A 23,441-nucleotide genomic window follows, 5' to 3' on the forward strand; every position below is an offset into this window, starting at 1 on the left:
CGCCACGGTGACGGTTGCCGCCATCCGAGGGGCATGACACCCCTTCGGCCGCGTAGTTTTGTCGCCATGTCACGGAAGATCGGCAGTCGGTACACCGCCCACCAGATCCTGGGTCGCGGCAGCGCCGGCACGGTGTGGCTGGGCGAGGGGCCGCAGGGGCCCGTCGCCATCAAGCTGCTCCGCGAGGACCTGGCCGCGGACCAGGAGCTGGTGGGCCGCTTCGTCCAGGAGCGCACCGCGCTGCTCGGACTGAACCACCCGCGCGTCGTGGGCGTGCGCGACCTGGTGGTCGACGGCAACGACCTCGCCCTCGTCATGGACCTCGTGCGCGGCACGGACCTGCGCACCCGGCTGGAGCGCGAGCGCCGCCTCGCGCCGCAGGTGGCGGTGGCCGTCGCCGCCGACGTCGCCGACGCGCTGGCCGCCGCCCACGCGGCCGGGATCGTCCACCGCGACGTCAAGCCCGAGAACGTCCTGCTCGACGTCCACGCCCCGGCCGGCCCGGGCGGCGCGCCGCCCGCGCTGCTCACCGACTTCGGCATCGCCAAACTGATCGACGCGCCCAGCCGCGGCAACGGCAGCCGGGTGGTCGGCACCCCCGACTACGTCGCCCCCGAGATCGTCGAGGGCCTGCCGCCGCGGGCCTCCGTCGACGTCTACGCCCTGGCCACGGTGCTCTACGAGCTGCTCGCCGGCTTCACGCCCTTCGGCGGCGGGCACCCCGGCGCCGTCCTGCGGCGGCACGTCACCGAGCGCGTCGCCCCGCTGCCGGGCGTCCCGGACGAGCTGTGGCAGATCGTCCACCAGTGCCTGGCCAAGGCCCCCGCCTCCCGGCTGCGCGCCTCGGAGCTGGCGGCGCGGCTGCGGGAGCAGCTCCCTGCGCTGGCCGGTCTCCCGCCGCTCGACATCGACGAGCCGGAGCCGGAGCCGGAACCGTACGGGGAGTACGGCGGCTACGAGAGCGCGCAGTACGCCGCCGAGCCGTACGACGCCCCCGCGCGCGGCGCCGTCCCGCTCGTGCACGGCTCCGCGCCCGACTCCACCCGCGACACCCACACCAGCATGCGCGTCCCCGGCGCGGACGAGCTGGCGGGCGGCGCCCACGGCACGGCCCGCGCCCCCCGTATGCCGGGCATCCCGCGGGCCGGCTCCGCACGGCACCGGGCGGCCGAGCGCCGCCGCCGCATCCGGCTGGGCGTCACGGCCACGGCCGTCGCGGCGGCGCTGGGGGTGGGCGGCTGGCTGGCCCTGGCCGGCGGCGGGGACGACGGTCCCGCGGTTCCCTCCCGCTCGGAGAGCGACCAGCCGGAAGGGTCCTGACCAGGGCGGATGCCCCTTTCGGGGCATCCGCCCGGTTACCGGCCGGTCGGGGGCGGCCGCCGGGACGGCGGCAACGCCTCCTCCAGCCGTTAGTCTGGATGCGTGGCAGTCGTCGACGTATCCGAAACACTGAAGTCCCTCACCTCGACCATGGAGTCGATCGAGGCCGTCCTGGACCTCGACAAGATGAGGGCCGACATCGCCGCGCTCGAAGAGCAGGCGGCGGCTCCTTCCCTCTGGGACGACCCCGATAACGCCCAGCAGGTCACCAGCAGGCTCTCCTTCCTCCAGGGGCAGCTCCGCAAGGTGGAGGAGCTGCACGGCCGGATCGACGACCTGGAGGTGCTGTTCGAGCTGGCCGAGGCCGAGAACGACGCCGACGCCCGGGCCGAGGCCGAGGCCGAGCTGAAGTCGGTCCAGAAGGCCGTGGACGAGCTCGAGGTCCGCACCCTGCTCTCCGGCGAGTACGACCCCCGCGAGGCCATGGTCAGCATCCGCGCCGAGGCGGGCGGCGTGGACGCCGCCGACTTCGCCGAGCAGCTCATGCGGATGTACCTGCGCTGGGCCGAGCGCAAGGGCTACCCGACGGAGGTCCTCGACACCTCCTACGCCGAGGAGGCGGGCATCAAGTCCACCACCTTCACGGTCAAGGCCCCCTACGCCTACGGCACCCTCTCCGTCGAGCAGGGCACCCACCGCATGGTGCGCATCTCGCCCTTCGACAACCAGGGCCGCCGCCAGACGTCCTTCGCGGGCGTCGAGGTGCTGCCGGTCGTGGAGCAGACGGACCACATCGAGATCCCGGAGAACGAGATCCGCATCGACGTGTTCCGCTCCTCCGGCCCCGGCGGCCAGTCGGTCAACACCACCGACTCGGCGGTCCGGATCACGCACCTGCCGACCGGCATCGTGGTCTCCTGCCAGAACGAGAAGTCCCAGATCCAGAACCGCGCCGCCGCCATGCGCGTCCTCCAGGCCCGCCTCCTGGCGCACCGCCGGGCGGAGGAGCAGGCCAAGATGGACGCCCTCAAGGGCGACGGCGGCAACTCCTGGGGCAACCAGATGCGTTCGTACGTCCTCCAGCCGTACCAGATGGTCAAGGACCTCCGCACCGACTACGAGGTCGGCAACCCCCAGGCCGTTCTCGACGGCGACATCGACGGCTTCCTGGAGGCGGGCATCCGCTGGCGCAAGCAGCAGGAGCAGGAACAGAAGCAGAACGTCGGCTGATCCCCGGCCGGTCCCGTATGTCGCGGTCCGGTCACAACCCGGACCGGATACTCCCCAAGTGCCCTTCCGTACTGGACATTTCGGTTTGGCCCGGCTTGACGGCGGTGCGACGGCTGGGAAAGCATGCGGTTTGGCATGCGCGTGTTCGGGGCGCGTGGGCACGGGGGCGGGCAGAGCCCGATCGACGATCGCCGGACGGCTCGGCGCATGACACCCCCCGGCACGCAGGAAGCTCCGCACGGCTGCCCCACTGACGATGACCACTACTGGGGGTAGTTGGCATATGACGAAATCCACGACGCGGCTGCGTGTCGCGCGTGTCGCCGCGGGTGCGGTGTTCCTGGCCGGTGCGTCCCTGACCGCCGTCGGCACCGCCTCGGCGCTGGAGGTCGGCGCGGCCCTGGAATTCGGCGTGATGGGCGAGACCGAGGGCGCCACCGAGGGTGCCCTGGAAGGCATCACCCAGGGCAACACCAACCAGGGCAACGAGAACCAGGGCAACACCAACCAGGGCAACGAGAACCAGGGCAACACCAACCAGGGCAACACCAACCAGGGCAACGAGAACCAGGGCACCACCACCGGCGCCGACCCGGAGCCCGAGCCGGAGCCGGAGCCCGAGCCCGAGCCCGAGCCGGAACCCGAGCCGGAGCCGGAACCCGAGCCGGAGCCGGAGCCGGAGCCCGAGCCCGAGCCCGAGCCGGAGCCGGAGCCCGAGCCGGAACCCGGGCCGGGTGACCCGGGTGCCGACGGCGGTGCCACCGGCGGTTCGGGCGACGGCGGGGACGACCCCAACACCTGCGTCCTGGACGAGGACTCCGTGAGCTGCGGCGACGGCACCGACACCGACTCGGTGGGCACCAAGCCGATCAGCCAGGAGAAGCCGAAGGAGGAGCTGGCCGAGACCGGTGCCACCGAGACGGCCTTCCTCCTGATCGGTGCCGCGACGATGATCGCGGGCGGTGTCGCCTTCCGGCTGATGCCGCGCATGGCGGGCCGCCGCACGGCCGCCTGAACCACCCGCTCGGTACGCGTCCGTCACAGCCGGTGACGGAACGCGGAAACGCGGACGAGGGCCCGGGGCGCGTACGCGCCCCGGGCCCTCGCGGGTGTCGGGCTCTCGTGGGTGTCTCGGATGTCCGTGGTGTTCCCCGCCCGCTGTCCGGGCCTCGGCGGCGCCGGCGGGGCGGGTGCGGGCCCCGGGGGCCCTCGCGGCGGGCTACGCCGTCGCCTGGCGCGCCAGCAGGGCCACCGCGATCAGGGTGAGCAGCAGGGCGGCCAGCGCCGCCGGGGAAAGGGATCCCAGCACCGAGAACAGCCCGTTCTCCTGGTGGAACCGCTCGCGGTGTGCGCGGCACACCTTGCAACGGCCCTCGCTCACCGGCCCTGCGCAGTTGGCGCACACCAGTCGGTCGCACGTCATGCGATGTCCTCCTTATGTAGCGCCAACGCCGCCGGGCGGCGTTCTGTTCCCGGTCCGTTGTCCCACATTGTTCCCGGAGGGCCCGGAAGGGACGCCTCCACCGCCTCCACTGTGCCAGGAGCGGCCCCGGAGCGCAGAGGGTGGCGGTCAATGCCTGGATTGTGCCTGATGTTCCGGTGGGCAAACCCGTCAACACCGGATGCCGACTGCGGCCCTCGCCGCGCATCGCGTAGTGTCACCCCACCGACGGGGAACCACTCCGCGGCTCCCGCTGCCCCTACCCAGGTCGACGTGGTGTAAATCCGTGATCCGATTCGACAACGTCTCGAAGTTCTACCCCAAGCAGAACCGCCCCGCCCTCCGCGACGTCTCGCTGGAGATCGAGCGCGGCGAGTTCGTCTTCCTGGTGGGCTCATCCGGCTCGGGCAAGTCCACCTTCCTGCGGCTGATCCTCCGCGAGGAGCGCGCCAGCCACGGGCAGGTGCACGTCCTCGGCAAGGACCTCGCCCGCCTGTCCAACTGGAAGGTGCCGCACATGCGGCGCCAGATCGGCACCGTCTTCCAGGACTTCCGGCTGCTCCCCAACAAGACGGTGGGGGAGAACGTCGCCTTCGCCCTGGAAGTGATCGGCAGGTCGCGCGGCGACATCCGCAAGTCCGTCCCCCAGGTGCTCGACCTGGTCGGTCTCGCGGGCAAGGAGGACCGCATGCCCGGCGAGCTGTCCGGTGGTGAGCAGCAGCGCGTCGCCATCGCCCGGGCGTTCGTCAACAAGCCGAAGCTGCTCATCGCCGATGAGCCGACCGGCAACCTCGACCCGCAGACCTCCGTCGGCATCATGAAGCTGCTGGACCGGATCAACCGCACCGGGGCGACCGTGGTCATGGCCACCCACGACCAGCAGATCGTCGACCAGATGCGCAAGCGCGTGATCGAACTAGAGAAGGGCCGTCTCGTGCGCGACCAGTCGCGCGGTGTCTACGGCTACCAGCACTGAAAGGACGCCATGCGCGCCCAGTTCGTACTGTCGGAGATCGGCGTCGGTCTCCGTCGCAACCTCACGATGACCTTCGCGGTGATCGTCTCCGTCGCCCTCTCGCTGGCCCTGCTCGGCGGTGCGCTGCTCGCCCGCGAGCAGGTCGACAGCATGAAGGGGTACTGGTACGACAAGGTCCAGGTGTCGATCTACCTCTGCAACGAGAACGACGCCGAGACCGACCCCAACTGCACCAGGGGAGCGGTCACCGCGCAGCAGAAGCGGCAGATCCTGGCGGACCTCAAGAAGCTCGACATCGTCGACCGGGTCTACCACGAGACCGCGGAGCAGGCGTACAAGCACTACCAGGAGCAGTTCAAGGACTCCCCGCTGGCCGATTCGCTGACCCCGGACCAGATGCAGGAGTCCTACCGCGTCAAGCTGAAGGACCCGACCAAGTTCGAGGTCATCAGCACCGCCTTCTCCGGCCGTGAGGGCGTCCAGGAGGTGCAGGACCAGAGGAACCTCCTGGAGAACCTCTTCCGGATGCTCAACGGCATGAACTGGGCGGCCCTCGGCCTGATGGGCCTGATGCTGATCGTCGCCCTGCTGCTGATCGTCAACACCGTGCGGGTGGCGGCGTTCAGCCGGCGCCGGGAGACGGGGATCATGCGGCTGGTGGGCGCCTCCAGCTTCTACATCCAGATGCCGTTCATCGCGGAGGCCGCCTTCGCGGGCCTGCTGGGCGCCGTCGGGGCCACCGTGCTGCTGGTGGTCAGCCGCTACCTCCTGATCGACGGGGGCCTCGCCCTGGCCGAGCAGATGCCGCTGATCAACTTCATCGGCTGGGACGCCCTGTTCAAGGTGCTCCCGCTGGTCTTCGTGGTCGGTGTGCTGATGCCCTCGCTGGCCGCCTTCTTCACCCTGCGTAAGTACCTGAAGGTGTGACGAGGGGCGTGAACCCGGGGCGCCCGGGGGCGGTTCGGACGCCCCCGGGCGCCGCCCGGATGTGACCGGCGACGCAGCGGACGCGCGGGCGACCTTCCGTGTGACGCCCGTCCGTGTCCTAGACTCCGCAGCATGTCGGGTCCGTCGATGTTCGCCCCACGAGACTTTGTCCGGACCGCCAGCGGGTCCGCGGACGGCGGGCGCCGCCCTCACCGCGTCCTCCGCGGGGCCGGACTGACCCTGGTCTTCGTGACCGTACTGGCGACCGGGGCCGTCACCGAATCGTGGGGAGGCGTCACCCAGGGTGACGCGTCTCCGGTGAGCCCGCGACCGCCCCGGCCGGGTGAGGACGGACCTCCGCGGGACGGCGGGGAGGGCGGCGCGCACGACGCCGAGGAGCTCGTCAGCCGCAGCGGCGACCGCTGGTCCGCCGCCTACACCGCCCGCGAGTACGAGGGAGTGCGCAGGGCCCTGGACGGCGAGTACGTGGGCGTCGGCATAACCGTCCGCAGTTCGTCCGCCGACCGGATCGAGGTCGCCCGCGTCCAGCCGGGCAGCCCCGCCGACGAGGCGGGGATCCGGGCCGGCGACCGGCTGCTCGGCGTCGACGGCACCGGCACCGCAGGCCGTCCCGTCACCGATGTCGTGGCCCTGCTGCGCGGCGGCCGGTCGGCGGCCGGATCCCCGCCCGGCAGCGAGGTCGTCCTCGGCCTCGAACGGGACGGCCGCACCTGGAAGGAGAGACTCAGACGGGCCCGGCTGGCCGTCGAGACCGTCACCGTCTCCCCCCTCGGCGGCGACGTCACCCGCATCCGCGTCGACTCGTTCACCAAGGGCTCCGGCGACCGGGTGCGGCGCGCGGCCGACCGCCTTCCGCCGGACGAGGGGATCCTGCTCGACCTGCGGGGCAACCCCGGCGGCCTGGTCGCCGAGGCCGCCGACGCCGCCTCCGCCTTCCTCGACGGCGGCCTCGTCGCCACCTACGGGGACGGCGAGGTCCGGCACGCCCTCCACGCCGACCCCGGCGGGAACACCGGCTCCCCGCTGGTGGTGCTGGTCGACGGCGGCACGATGAGCGCCGCCGAACTGCTGACCGGGGCCCTGCAGGACCGCGGGCGCGCGGTCGTGGTCGGCACCCGCACCTTCGGCAAGGGAACGGTGCAGGTCCCCCTGGAGCAGCCGGACGGCTCGGTGGCCGAGGTGACCGTCGGGGAGTACGCCACCCCCTCCGGCCGGACCGTCGAGGAGGAGGGCATCACCCCCGACCTGGAGGTGCGTCCCGGCGAGAACGCGCTGGAGGAGGCCCGCACGGTATTGAGTGGCCTCGGCACCCGGTCGTAGTGGGACAATGACCCGGCTATGGCTAAAGAGACGGGTCGCAAACTCATCGCGCAGAACAAGAAGGCGCGGCACGACTACCTCATCCTCGACACCTACGAGTGCGGGCTGGTGCTCACCGGCACCGAGGTGAAGTCGCTGCGGCAGGGCCGCGCGTCGCTGGTGGACGGGTTCGCCCAGATCGACGGCGGTGAGGCATGGCTGCACAACGTCCACATCCCCGAGTACGCCCAGGGGACGTGGACCAACCACAGCGCGCGGCGCAAGCGGAAGCTGCTGATGCACCGCGCGGAGATCGACAAGCTGATCGGCAAGCTCCAGGAGACGGGTCTGACGCTGGTGCCGCTCCAGCTGTACTTCAAGGAGGGGCGGGCCAAGGTCGAGATCGCGCTGGCGCGGGGCAAGAAGGAGTACGACAAGCGGCAGGCGCTGCGGGAGCGGCAGGACCGGCGCGAGGCCGAGCGGGTGATGTCCGCCGTGCGGCGGCGGCAGCGGGCGTAGCCGTCCTCCACGGCCGGGCGCGCGCCGGCGTCGGCCCGTCCGCCGCGCCGCCCGGCCGCCCGCACGCGTGGGGCGGATCGTCCGGCGGGGAACAATCCGGTGCCCGCCCCGGTTGGACCATGCGTACGGCGGTCGGCGCGGGTCGCCCGGACGGTTCCCCGGCGGGGAACGCACTGGCAGCCTCTTGCGTTGATCCCGTACAATGGCAGCAGCGCCATCCGGCTCCGGCCGGATGTGCTTGTCAACTCAACATGGGGATGATCGGTTTCGACAGCGGCTGTTGAAGCAGGGGAAGCGAGCCGAGGAACGCGGCAATGATCTCGTTAACCATGTGCCGCGAAAAAATAATCGCCAACACCAAGCGCGATTCCTTCGCCCTCGCTGCCTGATCAGCGACTGGTGAAGTGTCAGCCCAGGGGCGTTCCCGCCCTGGATCCTGGCATCAGCTAGGGAACTCACCACCCATCCCGGTCACGGGGGTGTGTGGGACATCCAACAGTGACTGAGCCCGTCGGCAGCTTGTCCGCGTGACTGCCGGGGCTGAGAAAATCACAGCGGACTGCGCTCGGAGAAGCCCTGGTTCTGCACCGTTGGACGCGGGTTCGATTCCCGCCATCTCCACTGACGAAAGCGGCGGGAGAGTCCTCTGACTCTCCCGCCGCTTTCGTTGTGTCCCCCCCGGTACGGGCGCGTCCCGCCGCCGGCGCGGGGGCGCGGACGGGCGGGACGCGCCGCACAGGGACGGACGTCACGGGGTCCTCCGCCGGCCCGCGACCGCCACCAGGGCCGCTGCCGCGGCGAGCGCCGCGGCGGCCGGCGGCACCGTGTACCCCCACGAGCCGCCCAGGTGCTCCGCCGCCCAGCCGCCCGCCGCCGAGCCGGCGGCTATCCCGCCCAGCAGCGCGGTGACGGCCAGGGTCATCCCCTCGTTGAGCCGGCCGGGCGGGGTCAGCCGCTGGACCAGCGTCATCCCGGTGACCATCGCCGGGGCCGTCGCCATCCCGGCGGCCAGCAGCGCGGGAGCCAGTACCAGCAGGCTGCCGGCGGCCGAGGCGGACAGCGGCAGCGCCATCAGGACGGCCATGGCGCCCACGCACACCGTGAAGCGCCGCCGCAGCGCGCCCGGGGAGCCGTCGAGACGCAGCGCGCCGAAGACCAGTCCGGCCACTCCCGAGCCCAGCGCCTGGAGGGCCAGCACGGTCCCCGCCGCGCCCTTCTGCCCCAGCCCGTCGGCGTACGCCACCGTCACCACCTCCAGCGAGCCGAAGACCGCTCCGGTGGCGAGGAAGACCAGCAGCAGCGGCGGCAGGCCGGGGGCCCGCAGGGGAGCGGCCGCACGGGTGCCGTCGCCGCGCGGTCCGACGGGCGGCTCGGTGCGGCGCTGGGCGGCGAACAGCAGGGTGCCGCCCAGCATCAGGACCGCGGCGGTGAGGGTGCCGGCCTCGGGGAAGAGCGAGACGCACAGGAAGACGGCCAGCACCGGGCCGAGCATGAAGCACAGCTCGTCCAGGGCCTGTTCGAAGGAGTTCGCGGTGTGCCGCGCGGCCTCGGCCTCCGGTGTGGAGCCGCGGTACAGGTGCGCCCAGCGGGCCCGCGCCATGCCTCCGGTGTTGGGGGCGGTGACGGTGGCCGTCTGGGCGGCGAACAGCGTCCAGTCGGGGGCGTCGTACCGCACGCACAGCACCAGCGCCAGCGAGCCGGCGGCGGCGAGTGACACGGCGGGGACGGCGACCCGGGCCTGCCCGTACCGGTCCACCAGCCGGGCGGTCAGCGGTGCCACGACGGCGCTCACGGCCAGGCCGGTGGCGGTGACGGCCCCGGCCAGGGCGTACGAGCCGCGCGTACCGGCGATCATGACGACCGCGCTGATGCCGAACATGCCCATCGGCAGCCGGGCGAGCAGCCCCGCGAGGGTGAAGGCGACCGTTCCGGGGGCGGCGAACAGCCGTGCGTAGGGGCCGAACCGGCGGGACGGCGAGCGGCTGCCGCGCGGGCGCCCGCGCCGGTCCCCGTTCCGGGATCCGGCGGCCGGCTCCCTCGGCACGGCCACCAGGGCCTCGCCGCCCAGGGCGAACAGCGGGGAGGCGGGCGCTTCGGGACGGCGCGCGAGGACGGGATGGAAGGACTGATTCGGCATGTACATACCGTCGGGCAGGGGCTCGGGGCGCGTCCAACACCTGCTCAGCGGCCACTCACTCATATCCGTTGTCAATGCGGCGGGCGGGCGGGACCATGAGGCGTGCCCCGAGACACCGATCCCCGGCTGCTGCGCGCCTTCGTCGCGGTCGCCGACGAACTGCACTTCACCCGCGCCGCCGCCCGGCTGTACGTCGCCCAGCAGGCACTCAGCCGGGACATCCGGCGGCTTGAGGGCGCCCTCGGCGCCGCGCTGTTCGTCCGCACCACCCGGCATGTCGCCCTCACCCCGGAAGGGGAGCGGCTGCTGCCGTACGCCCGGCGCGTACTGGCAGCGCACGACGAGCTCAACGCGGCCGCCGTGCGCGACGAGCGCCCCCTGATCGTCGATGTCCGCGCACCGGTCGCCACCGGTCGGCGGGTGCTGGACGAGGCCCGGCGGCTGGTCCCCGAGCCGGAGTTCGTCGCCCGCCACCACACGGGTCTGACCGGCGCCGCCGCCGAGATCGCCGGCGGACGGCTCGACGTCTCCTTCGGCCGCGTCGCCGGACTGGACCCGGCCGTGCTCGCCGGCCTGGACCACCGGCTGGTCCGGTACGAGAGGGTCTCCGTCCTGCTTCCCGAGGACCACCGGCTGGCCCCGCTGCCGAGGGTCCCGTTGGAGGCGCTGGCGGGGGAGACGCTGTACGCGGGGGAGGGCAACCCCGAGACCGCCGAGTGGACCGACTACGCCCGCCGGCTCTTCGCGGGCCGCGGCATCGTACCCGCCGAGTCCTTCCCGAAGATCGAGGGGGAGGAGGAGTTCGCCCGGATCGTGCGCAGACGCCGCTGGGCGGTGCTGGCCAGCGAGGTCTTCGTGGCGGTGCCCGGCACGGTCCTGCGCCCGCTCGTCGATCCGGTGCCCCTCTCGCCGATCTCCCTGGTGTGGCGGCGCGGCCTGCGGCACCCGGGGCTGGACGCCCTCCTGGAGGCCGCCCGGCGGCTGGCCGCGGAGGGGGGCTGGCTGGAACGCCCCGCCGGTTCCTGGCTCCCCGAACCCGACGTCCTCGTCACCGGCGCCGTCACCGGCGCGGGGTGAGGGGGAGGAGGAGGCCGGTTCGGCGCCGCGGGTCCTGCCGCCGCCCGCGGCGCGCGGGCGGCGAAGGAGGCACCGGAACGGGCGCCGGGGGCTCACAGGCGCGCTGAGCGGGGGGTGAGAGCAAGGTTGCGCGGAGGTCACCTTCCGGCATCGGGGTGAAACGCGCCGTCCCTAGCGTCGGGGCGACGACCCGACACCGTGGAGGCCCCATGACCGCTCCGACCACCGCACGCGGCAGCACACGCGGCAGCGCACGGGAAAGAGGCCGCTGGATCGAGCGCTGGAACCCGGAGGACGAGGGGTTCTGGGAGCGGGAGGGCCGGCGGGTCGCACGGCGCAACCTCGCCCTGTCGGTGCTCTCCGAGCACATCGGGTTCTCGGTGTGGAGCATGTTCTCGGTGCTGACCCTCTTCATGGGCCCCGAGTACGGCATCGACCCGGCCGGGAAGTTCTTCCTGGTCGCCGTCGCCTCGCTGGTCGGCGCCGCGCTGCGCGTCCCCTACGGCTTCGCCGTGGCCCGCTTCGGCGGCCGCAACTGGACGGTGGTCAGCGCGGCGATGCTGCTGCTGCCCACCGCCGCCCTGCTGGTCGTGATGGAGCCGGGCACCTCGTACACCGCCTTCATGGCGGTCGCGGTCCTCACCGGCGTCGGCGGCGCCAACTTCGCCTCCTCCATGACCAACGTCAACAGCTTCTACCCGCTGCGCCTGAAGGGCTGGGCGCTGGGGGTGAACGCGGGCGGCGGCAACATCGGCGTCGCCGCCGTCCAGCTCGCCGGCCTGCTGGTCATCGCCGTCGCGGGGGCGTCGCACCCCAGGCTGCTGCTCGCCGCCTACCTGCCGCTGATCGTCGCGGCCACCGTGCTCAGCGCGCGGCACATGGACAACCTCGGCCCGGTCCGCAACGACACCGGAGCCGCCCGGGAGGCCGCCGGGGACCGCCACACCTGGATCATGGCGTTCCTGTACATCGGCACCTTCGGCTCCTTCATCGGCTACAGCTTCGCCTTCGGCCTGGTGCTCCAGACCCAGTTCGGCCGCACCCCCCTCCAGGCCGCCTCCCTGACCTTCATCGGCCCCCTGCTGGGCTCGCTGGTCCGCCCCGTCGGCGGCAGACTCGCCGACCGGTTCGGCGGCGCCCGCGTGACGCTGTGGAACTTCGCCGCCATGACGGCCGCGGCCGGCGCCGTCGTCATCGCGTCCCTGCGGGAGTCGCTGCCGCTGTTCACCGCCTCCTTCGCCGTCCTGTTCGTGCTCACCGGCCTGGGCAACGGCTCCACGTTCAAGATGATCCCGGGCATCTTCCAGGCCAGGGCCCTGGCGGCGGGCATGGCCGGGGAGGCGGCCGCCGCCCACGCCAGGCGGCTGTCGGGCGCGTCCATGGCGCTGATCGGCGCGATCGGCGGCTTCGGCGGCGTGGGCATCAACATGGCCCTGCGCCAGTCCTTCGCCTCCTTCGGCACCGGCACCGGAGCGTTCGCCGTCTTCCTCGGCTACTACGTGCTCTGCGCGGCGGTGACCCGGTCCGTATACCTGCGGCGGACGGCCCCCGCGTCCCCCCGCACCCCGGACGGGGAGCGGGCGGCCCCGGCCGGAGCCGGGACGCGCCCCGCCCGCGCGGAGGTCTGAGGAAGCCCGGGCACGGCACCCGTAACACGGGGGACATCGCGGCGAACCGGGCCCGTCACGGATACTTGGCAGGCTCGGTCCGCCCACGACCCGTACGGAGCGGCCCGTGCGAACGACTGCGGACGAGGACCCCATGCACCAGGTCGGACCACTGGAAGGCTTCACCGTCGGCGTCACCGCCGCCCGGCGCGCCGACGAACTGGGCGCGCTGCTGAGGAGGCGCGGCGCCGAGGTACTGCACGCCCCGGCCCTGCGGATCGTGCCGCTGGCCGACGACGGCGAACTCCTCGCCGCGACCAGGGCCCTGCTCGACGACAGGCCCGACGTGGTGGTGGCCACCACCGCGATCGGCTTCCGCGGCTGGGTGGAGGCCGCGGACGGCTGGGGCCTGGGCGACACGCTGCGGGCCGTGCTGGGCGGGGCGGAACTCCTCGCCCGCGGCCCCAAGGTGCGCGGCGCGGTCCGCGCCGCCGGGCTGACCGAGGACTGGTCGCCGCCCTCCGAGTCCCTCGCCGAGGTCCTGGACCGGCTGCTGGCGGAGGGCGTCTCGGGGCGCCGCGTCGCCGTCCAGCTCCACGGCGAGCCGGTGCCCGGCTTCGTGGAGTCCCTGCGCGACTCGGGGGCGGAGGTCGTCGGGGTGCCGGTCTACCGCTGGCTGCCGCCGGAGGACACCGCCCCGCTGGACCGGCTCGTCGACGCCGTCGTGGCCCGCGCCGTGGACGCCGTCACCTTCACCAGCGCCCCCGCCGCGGCCTCGCTGCTGGACCGGGCCGGGCAGCGCGGCCTGCGGGACGACCTGCTCGCCGCGCTCCGGCGCGACGTGCTGGCCGCCTGCGTCGGACCGGTCACCTCCTCGCCCCTGGCCGCCCACGACGTGCCCTCCGTACGCCCCGAACGCTTCCGGATCGGACCGCTGGTCCAGCTCCTGTGCGCCGAACTGCCCGGCCGCGCGGCCGTCCTGCCCGTGGCCGGGCACCGGCTGGAGATCCGCGGCCACGCGGTGCTCGTGGACGGCGAGCTGCGGCCCGTGCCGCCCGCCGGGATGGCGCTGCTGCGGGCGCTGGCCCGGCGGCCCGGCTGGGTCGTCCCCCGCGCCGACCTGCTGCGCGTCCTGCCCGGCGCGGGACGCGACGAGCACGCCGTGGAGACGGCCATGGCGCGGCTGCGCTCGGCGCTCGGCCGGCCGCGGCTGATCCAGACGGTGGTCAAGCGCGGCTACCGGCTCGCCTTCGACCCGGAGAGCGGCGCGGCGCACGGGGAGGCCGCCGGCGGCTGACCGCCCGGCGCCCGGGTCCGGGCCCCCTTTCGCGCGCACGCGCGTGCGCGGCACACCCGGCGTCGCGTACGGTGGACGGCTGCCCTGAGTACACCAGAAGGGGGCCCGTGCGTTGGGAGCGCAGGAGACAGTGCCGTCGGTGCGGCGGACCACCGGCGAGGACAGTGGCGAGGACCGGCGCGGCGGCCACGACGGCGTCCGGGACCGGGAGATCCGCGGGGAGCAGCAGCACCTCGACGCGGTCTACCGGCGCCTGGAGGAGAAGATCCACGAGGCGGAGTTCCTGATGGCGGACGCCGCCAAACGCGCCCAGGTGGGCACGCCGGGAGCCCTCGCCGAGCGGGACGCGCAGGTCTTCCGCGCCGGGGTGCACCTCAACCGGCTCAACAGCGAGTTCGAGGACTTCCTCTTCGGCCGCGTGGACCTGCTGCTCGGCAAGGACGGCGAGCGCGGCCCGGACGGCGCGTACACCTCCGTGGAGCCCGCCGACGACGCGGTGCGCCCGGACAACACCGCGGACATCGCCGAGACCCTCCACATCGGGCGGCTCGGCGTGCTCGACGCCGACTACACCCCGCTGGTCATCGACTGGCGGGCCCCGGCCGCCGCGCCCTTCTACCGGGCCACCCCCGTGGCACCGGGCCGGGTGGTGCGGCGCCGGGTGATCCGCAGCCGGGGCCGGAAGGTGCTGGGCGTGGAGGACGACCTGCTGCGCCCGGAGCTGACCGCCCACCTGGACGGCGAGGAGCTGGCGGTGGTCGGCGACGGCGCCCTGATGGCGGCGCTGGGCCGGGCCCGCGGGCACTCCATGCGCGACATCGTCGCCTCCATCCAGGCCGAGCAGGACGAGGTCATCCGGGCCCCCGCCGTCTCCGTCACCGAGGTCGAGGGCGGCCCCGGCACCGGCAAGACGGCGGTGGCCCTGCACCGCGCCGCGTACCTGCTGTACCAGGACCGGCGGCGGTACGCGGGCGGCATCCTGATCGTCAGCCCCACCCCGCTGCTGGTCTCCTACACCGAGGGCGTGCTGCCGTCCCTGGGCGAGGAGGGCCAGGTCGCCATCCGCGCGCTGGGCTCGCTGGTGGAGGGAGCCGAGGCCGACACCTACGACGAGCAGGCCGTCGCCCGGATCAAGGGCTCCTCCCGCATGGTGAAGGTGCTGCGCCGCGCGGTGCGCGGCACCCTGGACCTCGGGGCGCCGGGATCGGACGGGGTGCCGGAGAGCCTGCGGGTGGTCGCCCTCGGCGCGCGGATCGAGCTGGACGCCGAGGAGCTGCGGAGGATCCGTGCCCAGGCGCTGGGCGGCACCGCTCCCGTCAACCTGCTGCGCCCGCGCGCCCGGCGGCTCCTGCTGGACGCCCTGTGGCGGAAGTCCGGGGCCGGCCGGCGGTACACCGACCCCGAGCTGGAGGCCGAGGCGCGGCAGGGGTTCGACGAGGACGTCTCCACCGAGACGGACTTCACCGGTTTCCTCGACGCCTGGTGGCCGGAGCTGACCCCGCGCCGGGTGCTCGCCGCCATGGGCGACGAGAGGCGGCTCGGCCGCTGGTCGCGCCGGGTTCTCCAGCCGCGGGAGGCGCGCAGGCTGGCGCGTTCGCTGTCCCGGCTGGACGCCGACGGGTCCGGCCCGCTGTCGGTCCACGACGTGGCGCTCCTGGACGAGCTGCGGGTGCTGCTCGGCACCCCGGCCCGGCCGCGGGTGAAGGAGGCGGACCCGCTGGACCAGCTCACCGGCCTGGAGGAGCTGACCACCTACGCCGACCGCCTCGCCGCCCGCCCGGCCCGTGCCGACCGGCGGGCGGAGGAGCGCGCCGACTACGCGCACGTCATCGTGGACGAGGCCCAGGACCTCACCCCGATGCAGTGGCGGATGGTCGGCCGCCGCGGCCGCCAGGCGACGTGGACGGTCGTCGGCGACCCGGCGCAGAGCTCCTGGTCCGACCCGGAGGAGGCGGCCGCCGCCCGCGACGAGGCGCTGGGAGCCCGGCCGCGCCGCCGCTTCGAGCTGACGGTCAACTACCGCAACCCGGCCGAGATCGCCGAGCTGTCCGCCCGGGTGCTCGCCCTGGCCATGCCCGGTGTGCGGCCGCCCAGGGCGGTGCGCTCCACGGGGCTCGTGCCGCGTTTCGCCGTGGCGTCCGGCGGCGGCCTGGGCGAGGCCGTGCGCGAGGAGGCGCGGCGGCTGCTGGACGAGGTGGAGGGGACGGTCGGCGTGGTGGTGGCCATGGGCCGCCGGGAGGAGGCGCGCGCCTGGCTGGACGGGCTGGGCGACCGCGTGGTGCCGCTGGGCAGCCTGGAGGCCAAGGGCCTGGAGTACGACGCGACGCTCGTGGTCTCCCCGGCGGAGATCGCGGACGAGTCCCCCGCCGGGCTGCGGGTGCTGTACGTGGCGCTGACGCGGGCCACGCAGCGGCTGACGGTCCTGTCGGGGGAGAGGGACCTGCCGGACGGGGACGGCGTCCCGGACCTGCTGCGGGAGTGAGGTCCGCGGGGCCGGGCGGAGACGGCGTCCGGCGGGTGGACTCACCGGGGCCGATCGTTTGTTAGCCTGGCAGTGGCACCGGCCCGATCCAAGCCCCCGGGCCCAACCTTCGTCGCTTCGAGCGACCACTTGCCGCGAGGCGAGCATGGCGGGTCGGTGTCGTACAACGTGAGAAGTGACAGGGGTCCGTCTCCGCCGGCCAGGCGGGGCGGGCCCTTTTCCGTGGCCGCCCTCCGCGGGCGTGCTCCGCGGCCGTCCGCCCTTCCGCGGGGCCGCCTATGGCGGAAAACACTTTCCGCCCACCGGGCCGGGTTACCGCGTACTCGTCGGTAAGTGCGACGATCGGGTGACGTGACCCGGCCCGGCGGCCGGGCCCACGTCACTGCACCACGGAAAAGTAGAGGAACCCGCCATGGCAACGGCGCCCAGCGTCTCGTACTCGATGACCATCCGTCTGGAGGTGCCCGCCGGGGGATCGGCGGTCAGCCAGCTCACCACGGCGGTGGAGTCCTCCGGCGGTTCGGTCACCGGCCTCGACGTCACGGCCTCCGGCCACGAGCGGCTGCGGATCGACGTCACCATCGCGGCGTCCTCCACCGCGCACGCGGACGAGATCGTCGCCAAGCTGCGGGACATCGAGGGCGTCGCCATCGGCAAGGTCTCCGACCGGACCTTCCTGATGCACCTCGGCGGCAAGATCGAGATGGCGTCCAAGCACCCCATTCGCAATCGCGACGACCTGTCCATGATCTACACGCCGGGCGTGGCCCGGGTCTGCACCCAGATCGCGGCCAACCCCGAGGACGCCCGCCGCCTGACCATCAAACGCAACGCCGTCGCCGTCGTCACCGACGGCTCGGCCGTGCTGGGTCTGGGCAACATCGGCCCCAGGGCCGCCCTGCCGGTGATGGAGGGCAAGGCGGCCCTCTTCAAGCGCTTCGCGGGCATCGACGCCTGGCCGCTGTGCCTGGACACCCAGGACACCGACGCCATCGTCGAGATCGTCAAGGCCGTCGCCCCCGGCTTCGCGGGCATCAACCTGGAGGACATCTCCGCCCCCCGCTGCTTCGAGATCGAGGCGCGGCTGCGCGAGGCCCTGGACATCCCCGTCTTCCACGACGACCAGCACGGCACCGCCATCGTCGTGCTCGCCGCCCTGACCAACGCGCTGCGCGTGGTCGGCAAGGGCATCGGCGACGTGCGGGTGGTGATGTCCGGCGCGGGAGCGGCCGGCACCGCCATCCTCAAGCTGCTGCTGGCCGCCGGCGTCAAGCACGCGGTGGTCGCCGACATCCACGGCGTGGTGCACGCCGGGCGCCCGGACCTGGTGGACGCCGCCCCCGACTCGCCGCTGCGCTGGATCGCCGACAACACCAACCCCGAGGGCCTGACCGGCACCCTCAAGCAGGCCGTCGTCGGCGCCGACGTGTTCATCGGCGTCTCCGCCCCGGACGTCCTCGGCGCCGAGGACGTGGCGGCGATGGCCGACGGCGCGATCGTCTTCGCGCTCGCCAACCCCGACCCGGAGGTGGACCCGGCGATCGCCCGCCAGACCGCGGCGGTGGTGGCCACCGGCCGCTCGGACTTCCCCAACCAGATCAACAACGTGCTCGTCTTCCCCGGCGTGTTCCGCGGCCTCCTCGACGCCCAGGCGCGCACCGTCAACGAGGAGATGATGCTGGCCGCCGCGCGGGCCCTCGCCGACGTGGTCCACGAGGACGAGCTGAACGCGAACTACGTCATCCCCAGCGTCTTCAACGAGAAGGTCGCCGGGGCCGTGGCCGGGGCGGTGCGGGACGCCGTCAGGACGACCGGGGAGTCCGCCGCGTCCGCCTGACGGGAGCCGCCCGCCCGGAAGCCGTCCGCCCGGGGGCGCCGGACGGCGCGCCGGGGACACGGCACCCGGATGGCCCCTTAGGCTGGCGGAAACGACGCCAGGCGTGGCTACGGAGCGTAATAGCGGCGTGTCACAGGTGGTCTTCGTGTGACATCGCAGGGTGCCGGATTGGCGTTCCCGCCTCAAATGGGGGCAGGATTCTCCCCCGAGGACTGCGTCCAGGGGGTCCCCCTACGGGCGCGAGGGTCTGGAAAGCAGACCCGGGTCCGGAGACTGTCCGAGGGCCCTGGCAGCATCGGCTTGATCCCACGCCTCACAGGCAAGAAAAACACAGGAGTACGAAATATGAACCGCAGTGAGCTGGTGGCCGCGCTGGCCGAGCGCGCCCAGGTGACCCGCAAGGACGCCGACGCCGTGCTGGCCGCGTTCGCCGAGACCGTCGGCGAGGTCGTCGCCAAGGGCGACGAGAAGGTCACCATCCCCGGCTTCCTGACCTTCGAGCGCACCCACCGTGCCGCTCGTACCGCGCGCAACCCCCAGACCGGCGAGCCCATCGAGATCCCGGCCGGCTACAGCGTGAAGGTCTCCGCGGGCTCCAAGCTGAAGGAGGCCGCCAAGGGCAAGTGAGCCCCTGGCGTGCGACCCCGCAGGCGCATGAAGGAGGGCGGTCACCCCGGTCGGGGTGACCGCCCTCTCGCCGTTCCCGGGCCGCCGGCGGGTCAGGAGGAGACGTCCACCCGCGCGCCCAGCGCCGGCAGCTTCTCCATGAAGTTCTCGTAGCCCCGGTTGATCAGGCTGATGCCGTGGACCCGGGAGGTGCCCTGGGCCGCCAGAGCGGCGATCAGGTACGAGAAGCCGCCGCGGAGGTCGGGGATGACCAGATCGGCGCCCTGGAGCTTCGTCGGGCCGGAGACGACCGCCGAGTGGAGGAAGTTGCGCTGGCCGAAACGGCACGGCGTACCGCCCAGGCACTCGCGGTAGAGCTGGATGTGCGCGCCCATCTGGTTGAGGGCGGAGGTGAAGCCCAGCCGCGACTCGTACACCGTCTCGTGCACGATCGACAGGCCCGACGCCTGGGTCAGCGCCACGACCAGCGGCTGCTGCCAGTCGGTCTGGAAACCGGGGTGGACGTCCGTCTCCAGGGCGATGGCGTTGAGCGCGCCGCCCGGGTGCCAGAAGCGGATGCCCTCGTCGTCCACCTCGAACGCGCCGCCGACCTTGCGGTAGGTGTTGAGGAACGTCATCATCTCGCGCTGGCTGGCCCCGCGGACGTACACGCTGCCCTCGGTCGCCAGCGCCGCGCTCGCCCAGGAGGCCGCCTCCAGGCGGTCCGGCAGGGCGCGGTGGTTGTAGCCGCCCAGCTTCTCCACACCGGTGATGCGGATCGTCCGGTCGGTGTCCATGGAGATGATCGCGCCCATCTTCTGCAGCACGCAGATGAGGTCCTCGATCTCCGGCTCGACGGCGGCGTTGGACAGCTCGGTCACGCCCTCGGCCAGCACCGCCGTCAGCAGCACCTGCTCGGTGGAGCCGACCGACGGGTACGGCAGGCGGATCTTGCAGCCGCGCAGCCCGCGCGGGGCCTCCAGGTACTGCCCGTCCTCGCGCTTCTCGATGACGGCGCCGAACTCGCGCAGCACGTCGAAGTGGAAGTTCACCGGCCGTCCGCCGATGTCGCAGCCGCCCAGGCCCGGTATGAAGGCGTGGCCCAGCCGGTGCAGCAGCGGACCGCAGAAGAGGATCGGGATGCGGGACGAGCCCGCGTGGGCGTCGATGTCGGCGACGTTGGCGCTCTCCACGTGGGAGGGGTCGAGCACCAGCTCCCCCGGCTCCTCGCCGCTGCGCACGGTGACGCCGTGCAGCTCCAGCAGGCCGCGGACGACGCGGACGTCGCGGATGTCGGGGACGTTGCGCAGGCGGCTCGGTTCGCTGCCGAGCAGTGCGGCGACCATGGCCTTGGGCACGAGGTTCTTCGCGCCGCGGACTCTGATCTCGCCCTCCAGCGGGGTTCCGCCGTGGACAAGGAGTACGTCGTCAGTGCCGGTCATGGGCCTCGCGTTCCAGGATGTAAAAGAGCAGGGGCACGTCGAATGGTAATGGCCGACCGCCCGCCCCGTGCCCGCCGCTCGGCGGACGGAAGGGCGCCGGGGCCCCGGGGGAGGGGCCCGCGCGACGCGCCCCTCCCGCTCCGTCCCCGCTCCTTTTCCGCGCCGTTCCGCAACGTCATGGAGGGGTTGGGTCCCCGCGGGAGCCCGAAGTGCGGGATCATTGGGGACATGACCGAGGTGACCTCGCTCACCGGGCGGCTGCTCGTCGCGACGCCGGCGCTGACCGACCCGAACTTCGACCGTGCGGTGGTGCTGCTCCTGGACCACGACGAGGAGGGTTCGCTCGGCATCGTCCTCAACCGGCCCACCCCCGTGGACGTCAAGGACGTCCTGGAGCCCTGGGCCGCCCTGGCCGGCGAGCCGGGCGTGGTCTTCCAGGGCGGCCCCGTCTCGCTGGACGCGGCGCTCGGCATCGCCGTCGTCCCCGGCGGCGAGGGACCGCTGGGATGGAGACGCGTGCACGGCGCCATCGGCCTGGTGGACCTGGAGGCGCCCCCCGAGCTGCTCGCCGCCGAGCTGGGCTCGCTGCGGATCTTCGCCGGCTACTCCGGATGGGGCCCCGGCCAGCTCGAGAACGAGCTGGAGGAAGGGGCCTGGTACGTCGTGGAGTCCGAACCGGGCGACGTCTACGCGCCCGATCCGCAGCGGCTGTGGCGGGCCGTGCTGCGCCGCCAGCGCAGCGAACTGGCGATGGTGGCGACGTACCCGGACGACCCCTCGCTGAACTAGCGGAGGCCGGACGGGGCGGGGACCGCTCCGGGACGGACCGCAGTACTCTGGCCCCATGAGCACTCCAGAGCCCGAGCGCGGGACGGGCACCGGCACCCTCGTCGAGCCCACCCCGCAGGTGTCCCACGGCGATGGCGACCACGAGCGCTTCGCCCACTACGTCCAGAAGGACAAGATCATGGCCAGCGCGCTCGACGGCACCCCCGTCGTGGCGCTCTGCGGCAAGGTCTGGGTACCGGGGCGCGACCCCAAGAAGTACCCGGTCTGCCCGATGTGCAAGGAGATCTACGAGTCCCTGGGGTCCGGCGGCGACAAGGGCAAGGACGGCGGCAAGAAGTGACGCCGCCTCCCCCGGGGCAGGCCGTCCGCCCCGGCTCCCCCGTGTAGGGCTCCCGGACGCGTCTCCCGGCGGCCCCCGGAACACCCGGTGTGTTCCGGGGGCCGCCGCGTGTCCCCGCCCGGAGGGCACGTGCCCTTGCCCGGGTCGCGCGGCCGTCCCTACGCTCCTGCGGAGGCCGTGGGGACGGGACGTCCGGCGCGGGGGCCGCCGCACGGCCCGGACACCCGCGCCCGACAGGGGGTTGAGCATGCCCGAGCCCGGCTCCGGAACGAACCTGGTCCCCGTGCCGCGGTCCGTCGCCGAGGGCGGCCCGCGGTTCACGCCCGGCGCCTCGACGGTGCTCGACGCCGGCCCCGGCACAGAGGGGACCGCCCGCTGGCTGCGCGCCGCGCTCGGCGCGGCCACCGGACTGCCGCTGCCGCCGCCCGCGGCCGGGCGGGACGGGACGGACGGCGGGGCCCTGAGGCTGCGCGTGGACGAACGGACCGCCGCCGGACTCGGACCCGAGGGCTACCGCCTGCGCGTGACCGCGAACGGCGTGGACCTGTCCGGCGGATCGGCCGCCGGCGTCTTCTGGGGGGCGCAGACGCTGCGGCAGCTCTTCGGCCCCGACGCCCACCGCCGCGCCCCGCTGCCCGGCCGCGACCGGTCGCTGCCGCACGTGGAGATCGAGGACGCGCCCCGCTTCCCCTGGCGCGGCTTCCTGCTCGACGTGGCACGGCACTTCGCGCCCAAGGACGACGTGCTGCGCTGGATCGACCTGCTCGCCGCCCACAAGCTGAACGTCCTGCACCTCCACCTCACCGACGACCAGGGCTGGCGCCTGGAGGTCCGGCGCTTCCCCCGGCTCGCCGAGGTCGCCTCCTGGCGGCGGCGGAGCCGGCTCGGCCACCGGACCTCCCCGCTGTGGGACGAGCGCCCGCACGGCGGCTTCTACACGCACGACGACATCCGCGAGATCGTCGCGTACGCCGCCGAACGGCACATCTCCGTCGTCCCCGAGATCGACGTTCCCGGCCACTCCCGGGCGGCCATCGCCGCCTATCCGGAGCTGGGCAACACGGACGTCGTGGACACCGCGGCCCTGGAGGTCTGGACGGACTGGGGGATCAGCCCCGACGTCCTGGCCCCCACCGAGACCGTCCTGCGGTTCTACGAGGGCGTCCTCGAGGAGGTGCTGGAGCTCTTCCCCGGCGAGTTCGTGCACATCGGCGGCGACGAGTGCGTCAAGGACCAGTGGCGGCGCTCCCCGGCGGCGCGGGTGCGGATCGCGGAACTCGGGCTGGACGGCGAGGACGCGCTCCAGGCCTGGTTCGTGCGGCACTTCGACGCGTGGCTCGCCGAGCGCGGCCGGCGCCTCGTCGGCTGGGACGAGATCCTCCAGGGCGGCGCGGTGGGGGACGGCGCGGCGGAGGGGACCAGGCTGGGCCCCGGGGCCGTGATCGCCTCCTGGCGCGGCTGGACCGGGGGCATCGCCGCCGCGCGGGCCGGACACGACGTGGTGATGTGCCCCGAGGAGTACGTCTACCTCGACTACCGGCAGGACGCCGGCGAGGACGAGCCGGTGCCCATCGGGGACCCGCGCACCCTGCGCGACGTCCACCGCTTCGATCCCGTGCCGCCGGAACTGGCGGGCACCGCGGCGGAGAAGCACGTCCTCGGAGCACAGGCCAACCTGTGGACCGAGGTCGTGGAGGACCGGCAGCGCGCCGACTACCAGGCGTTCCCCCGGCTGGCCGCCTTCGCCGAGGCGGTGTGGTCGCCCCGGGAGGCACGCGACTGGGAGGGGTTCGAGCGGCGGATGGCCGGCGCCCACTACGCCCGCCTCGACGCGCTCGGCGTGGCCTACCGTCCGCCGTCCGGTCCCCGCCCCTGGCAGCGCCGCCCCGGCATCCCCGGACGTCCCTCCGGCGGGGGATGGGCGAACCTGTGAGCGAACGCACGGGGACGCCCCGCGGCGGGCGCTTAAAGTAAGACAAGGTCTCCCAGGGGTGGCAAGCCGCGCCTGTCGGCGACAACCGCCGAAAGCGGGTCATCGGCCAGGTCGGGGACGGATGGTCCCTTCATGGACCCCCGCACCGGCCGCCCCCCGGG

At 73.6% G+C, this 23,441-nt stretch carries 19 protein-coding genes and 1 other RNA gene; 17 read left to right on the top strand and 3 right to left on the bottom strand.

Features of this window, described 5'->3' with window-relative positions:
* The first annotated feature begins 66 nt into the window (after positions 1–66).
* The 3 genes from ABD358_RS11285 to ABD358_RS11295 all read left to right on the top strand — a co-directional run bounded on the left by ABD358_RS11285 (position 67) and on the right by ABD358_RS11295 (position 3,565).
* On the top strand, positions 67–1,320 hold the full coding sequence (locus tag ABD358_RS11285; protein ID WP_344630793.1) for a serine/threonine-protein kinase: 1,254 nt from the start codon (positions 67–69) through the stop codon (positions 1,318–1,320).
* Positions 1,321–1,422: 102 nt separating this feature from the next.
* Positions 1,423–2,550 (top strand): peptide chain release factor 2, encoded by a 1,128-nt coding sequence (gene prfB / locus ABD358_RS11290; protein ID WP_344630794.1) that lies wholly within the window; start codon positions 1,423–1,425, stop codon positions 2,548–2,550.
* Between the two features lie 283 nt (positions 2,551–2,833).
* Complete coding sequence (locus ABD358_RS11295) at positions 2,834–3,565, top strand: hypothetical protein (protein WP_344630795.1); 732 nt, start codon at positions 2,834–2,836, stop codon at positions 3,563–3,565.
* 204 nt (positions 3,566–3,769) lie between these two features.
* On the opposite strand, the gene ABD358_RS11300 is transcribed toward ABD358_RS11295, so the two are convergent.
* A complete protein-coding gene (locus ABD358_RS11300; protein WP_344630796.1) occupies positions 3,770–3,973 on the bottom strand; it encodes a hypothetical protein in 204 nt (67 codons plus the stop codon).
* A 304-nt stretch (positions 3,974–4,277) separates the two neighbouring features.
* Between ABD358_RS11300 and ftsE the strand changes: the two genes are divergently transcribed.
* The 5 genes from ftsE (at position 4,278) to ssrA (ending at position 8,357) form a co-directional block, all read left to right on the top strand.
* A complete protein-coding gene (gene ftsE, locus ABD358_RS11305; RefSeq protein ID WP_344328074.1) occupies positions 4,278–4,967 on the top strand; it encodes a cell division ATP-binding protein FtsE in 690 nt (229 codons plus the stop codon).
* A gap of 9 nt (positions 4,968–4,976) precedes the next feature.
* The gene (gene ftsX / locus ABD358_RS11310) at positions 4,977–5,894 is read left to right on the top strand and encodes a permease-like cell division protein FtsX (RefSeq protein WP_344630797.1); all 918 of its coding nucleotides are present in this window, start codon (positions 4,977–4,979) and stop codon (positions 5,892–5,894) included.
* Between the two features lie 132 nt (positions 5,895–6,026).
* Positions 6,027–7,235 (top strand): S41 family peptidase, encoded by a 1,209-nt coding sequence (locus ABD358_RS11315; protein ID WP_425576301.1) that lies wholly within the window; start codon positions 6,027–6,029, stop codon positions 7,233–7,235.
* An 18-nt stretch (positions 7,236–7,253) separates the two neighbouring features.
* Positions 7,254–7,733 carry an SsrA-binding protein SmpB gene (gene smpB, locus ABD358_RS11320; protein WP_344630798.1) on the top strand — a complete coding sequence of 160 codons (480 nt, stop codon included), beginning with the start codon at positions 7,254–7,256 and terminating at the stop codon, positions 7,731–7,733.
* 253 nt (positions 7,734–7,986) lie between these two features.
* Positions 7,987–8,357: a transfer-messenger RNA gene (ssrA, locus tag ABD358_RS11325) on the top strand.
* A 124-nt stretch (positions 8,358–8,481) separates the two neighbouring features.
* Here ssrA and ABD358_RS11330 read toward each other — a convergent pair.
* Complete coding sequence (locus ABD358_RS11330; RefSeq protein WP_344630799.1) at positions 8,482–9,870, bottom strand: MFS transporter; 1,389 nt, start codon at positions 9,868–9,870, stop codon at positions 8,482–8,484.
* A 102-nt stretch (positions 9,871–9,972) separates the two neighbouring features.
* Here ABD358_RS11330 and ABD358_RS11335 point away from each other — a divergent pair, with 102 nt between their 5' ends.
* From ABD358_RS11335 to ABD358_RS11360, 6 genes are all read left to right on the top strand, one after another.
* On the top strand, positions 9,973–10,947 hold the full coding sequence (locus ABD358_RS11335) for a LysR family transcriptional regulator (protein WP_344630800.1): 975 nt from the start codon (positions 9,973–9,975) through the stop codon (positions 10,945–10,947).
* Between the two features lie 209 nt (positions 10,948–11,156).
* Positions 11,157–12,575: a nitrate/nitrite transporter gene (locus tag ABD358_RS11340; protein WP_344630801.1), complete on the top strand. Its 1,419-nt coding sequence runs from the start codon at positions 11,157–11,159 to the stop codon at positions 12,573–12,575.
* A 133-nt stretch (positions 12,576–12,708) separates the two neighbouring features.
* Positions 12,709–13,851, top strand: a complete 1,143-nt coding sequence (locus tag ABD358_RS11345; RefSeq protein WP_344630914.1) for a uroporphyrinogen-III synthase — start codon at positions 12,709–12,711, stop codon at positions 13,849–13,851.
* Between the two features lie 139 nt (positions 13,852–13,990).
* Positions 13,991–16,333, top strand: a complete 2,343-nt coding sequence (locus tag ABD358_RS11350) for a HelD family protein (protein ID WP_344630802.1) — start codon at positions 13,991–13,993, stop codon at positions 16,331–16,333.
* 412 nt (positions 16,334–16,745) lie between these two features.
* A complete protein-coding gene (locus tag ABD358_RS11355) occupies positions 16,746–18,170 on the top strand; it encodes an NAD-dependent malic enzyme (protein ID WP_344630803.1) in 1,425 nt (474 codons plus the stop codon).
* Positions 18,171–18,515: 345 nt separating this feature from the next.
* Positions 18,516–18,797, top strand: a complete 282-nt coding sequence (locus ABD358_RS11360; RefSeq protein WP_344328094.1) for an HU family DNA-binding protein — start codon at positions 18,516–18,518, stop codon at positions 18,795–18,797.
* Positions 18,798–18,889: 92 nt separating this feature from the next.
* Here ABD358_RS11360 and murA read toward each other — a convergent pair whose 3' ends face one another.
* Positions 18,890–20,218, bottom strand: a complete 1,329-nt coding sequence (gene murA, locus ABD358_RS11365; protein ID WP_344630804.1) for a UDP-N-acetylglucosamine 1-carboxyvinyltransferase — start codon at positions 20,216–20,218, stop codon at positions 18,890–18,892.
* Positions 20,219–20,446: 228 nt separating this feature from the next.
* On the opposite strand from murA, the gene ABD358_RS11370 reads away from it, so the two are divergent.
* The 3 genes from ABD358_RS11370 (at position 20,447) to ABD358_RS11380 (ending at position 23,280) form a co-directional block, all read left to right on the top strand.
* Entirely contained in the window at positions 20,447–21,007 is a 561-nt protein-coding gene (locus ABD358_RS11370; protein ID WP_344630805.1) for a YqgE/AlgH family protein, read from the top strand.
* Positions 21,008–21,062: 55 nt separating this feature from the next.
* Positions 21,063–21,347, top strand: a complete 285-nt coding sequence (locus tag ABD358_RS11375; RefSeq protein ID WP_344630806.1) for a DUF3039 domain-containing protein — start codon at positions 21,063–21,065, stop codon at positions 21,345–21,347.
* Positions 21,348–21,594: 247 nt separating this feature from the next.
* Entirely contained in the window at positions 21,595–23,280 is a 1,686-nt protein-coding gene (locus tag ABD358_RS11380) for a beta-N-acetylhexosaminidase (RefSeq protein WP_344630807.1), read from the top strand.
* Positions 23,281–23,441 lie beyond the last annotated feature (161 nt).

Source organism: Streptomyces glaucosporus (assembly GCF_039533345.1).
Classification (GTDB): Bacteria; Actinomycetota; Actinomycetes; order Streptomycetales; family Streptomycetaceae; genus Streptomyces; species Streptomyces glaucosporus.

What these genes read in the sequence shown, in the direction of transcription:
- ABD358_RS11285 (WP_344630793.1), top strand. Translation starts at nt 67, where the DNA reads ATGTCACGGAAGATCGGCAGTCGGTACACCGCCCACCAGATCCTGGGT.
- ABD358_RS11295 (WP_344630795.1), top strand. Translation starts at nt 2,834, where the DNA reads ATGACGAAATCCACGACGCGGCTGCGTGTCGCGCGTGTCGCCGCGGGT.
- ABD358_RS11300 (WP_344630796.1), bottom strand. Translation starts at nt 3,973, where the DNA reads ATGACGTGCGACCGACTGGTGTGCGCCAACTGCGCAGGGCCGGTGAGC.
- ftsX (WP_344630797.1), top strand. Translation starts at nt 4,977, where the DNA reads ATGCGCGCCCAGTTCGTACTGTCGGAGATCGGCGTCGGTCTCCGTCGC.
- ABD358_RS11315 (WP_425576301.1), top strand. Translation starts at nt 6,027, where the DNA reads ATGTCGGGTCCGTCGATGTTCGCCCCACGAGACTTTGTCCGGACCGCC.
- smpB (WP_344630798.1), top strand. Translation starts at nt 7,254, where the DNA reads ATGGCTAAAGAGACGGGTCGCAAACTCATCGCGCAGAACAAGAAGGCG.
- ABD358_RS11330 (WP_344630799.1), bottom strand. Translation starts at nt 9,870, where the DNA reads ATGCCGAATCAGTCCTTCCATCCCGTCCTCGCGCGCCGTCCCGAAGCG.
- ABD358_RS11340 (WP_344630801.1), top strand. Translation starts at nt 11,157, where the DNA reads ATGACCGCTCCGACCACCGCACGCGGCAGCACACGCGGCAGCGCACGG.
- ABD358_RS11345 (WP_344630914.1), top strand. Translation starts at nt 12,709, where the DNA reads ATGCACCAGGTCGGACCACTGGAAGGCTTCACCGTCGGCGTCACCGCC.
- ABD358_RS11355 (WP_344630803.1), top strand. Translation starts at nt 16,746, where the DNA reads ATGGCAACGGCGCCCAGCGTCTCGTACTCGATGACCATCCGTCTGGAG.
- ABD358_RS11360 (WP_344328094.1), top strand. Translation starts at nt 18,516, where the DNA reads ATGAACCGCAGTGAGCTGGTGGCCGCGCTGGCCGAGCGCGCCCAGGTG.
- murA (WP_344630804.1), bottom strand. Translation starts at nt 20,218, where the DNA reads ATGACCGGCACTGACGACGTACTCCTTGTCCACGGCGGAACCCCGCTG.
- ABD358_RS11370 (WP_344630805.1), top strand. Translation starts at nt 20,447, where the DNA reads ATGACCGAGGTGACCTCGCTCACCGGGCGGCTGCTCGTCGCGACGCCG.
- ABD358_RS11375 (WP_344630806.1), top strand. Translation starts at nt 21,063, where the DNA reads ATGAGCACTCCAGAGCCCGAGCGCGGGACGGGCACCGGCACCCTCGTC.
- ABD358_RS11380 (WP_344630807.1), top strand. Translation starts at nt 21,595, where the DNA reads ATGCCCGAGCCCGGCTCCGGAACGAACCTGGTCCCCGTGCCGCGGTCC.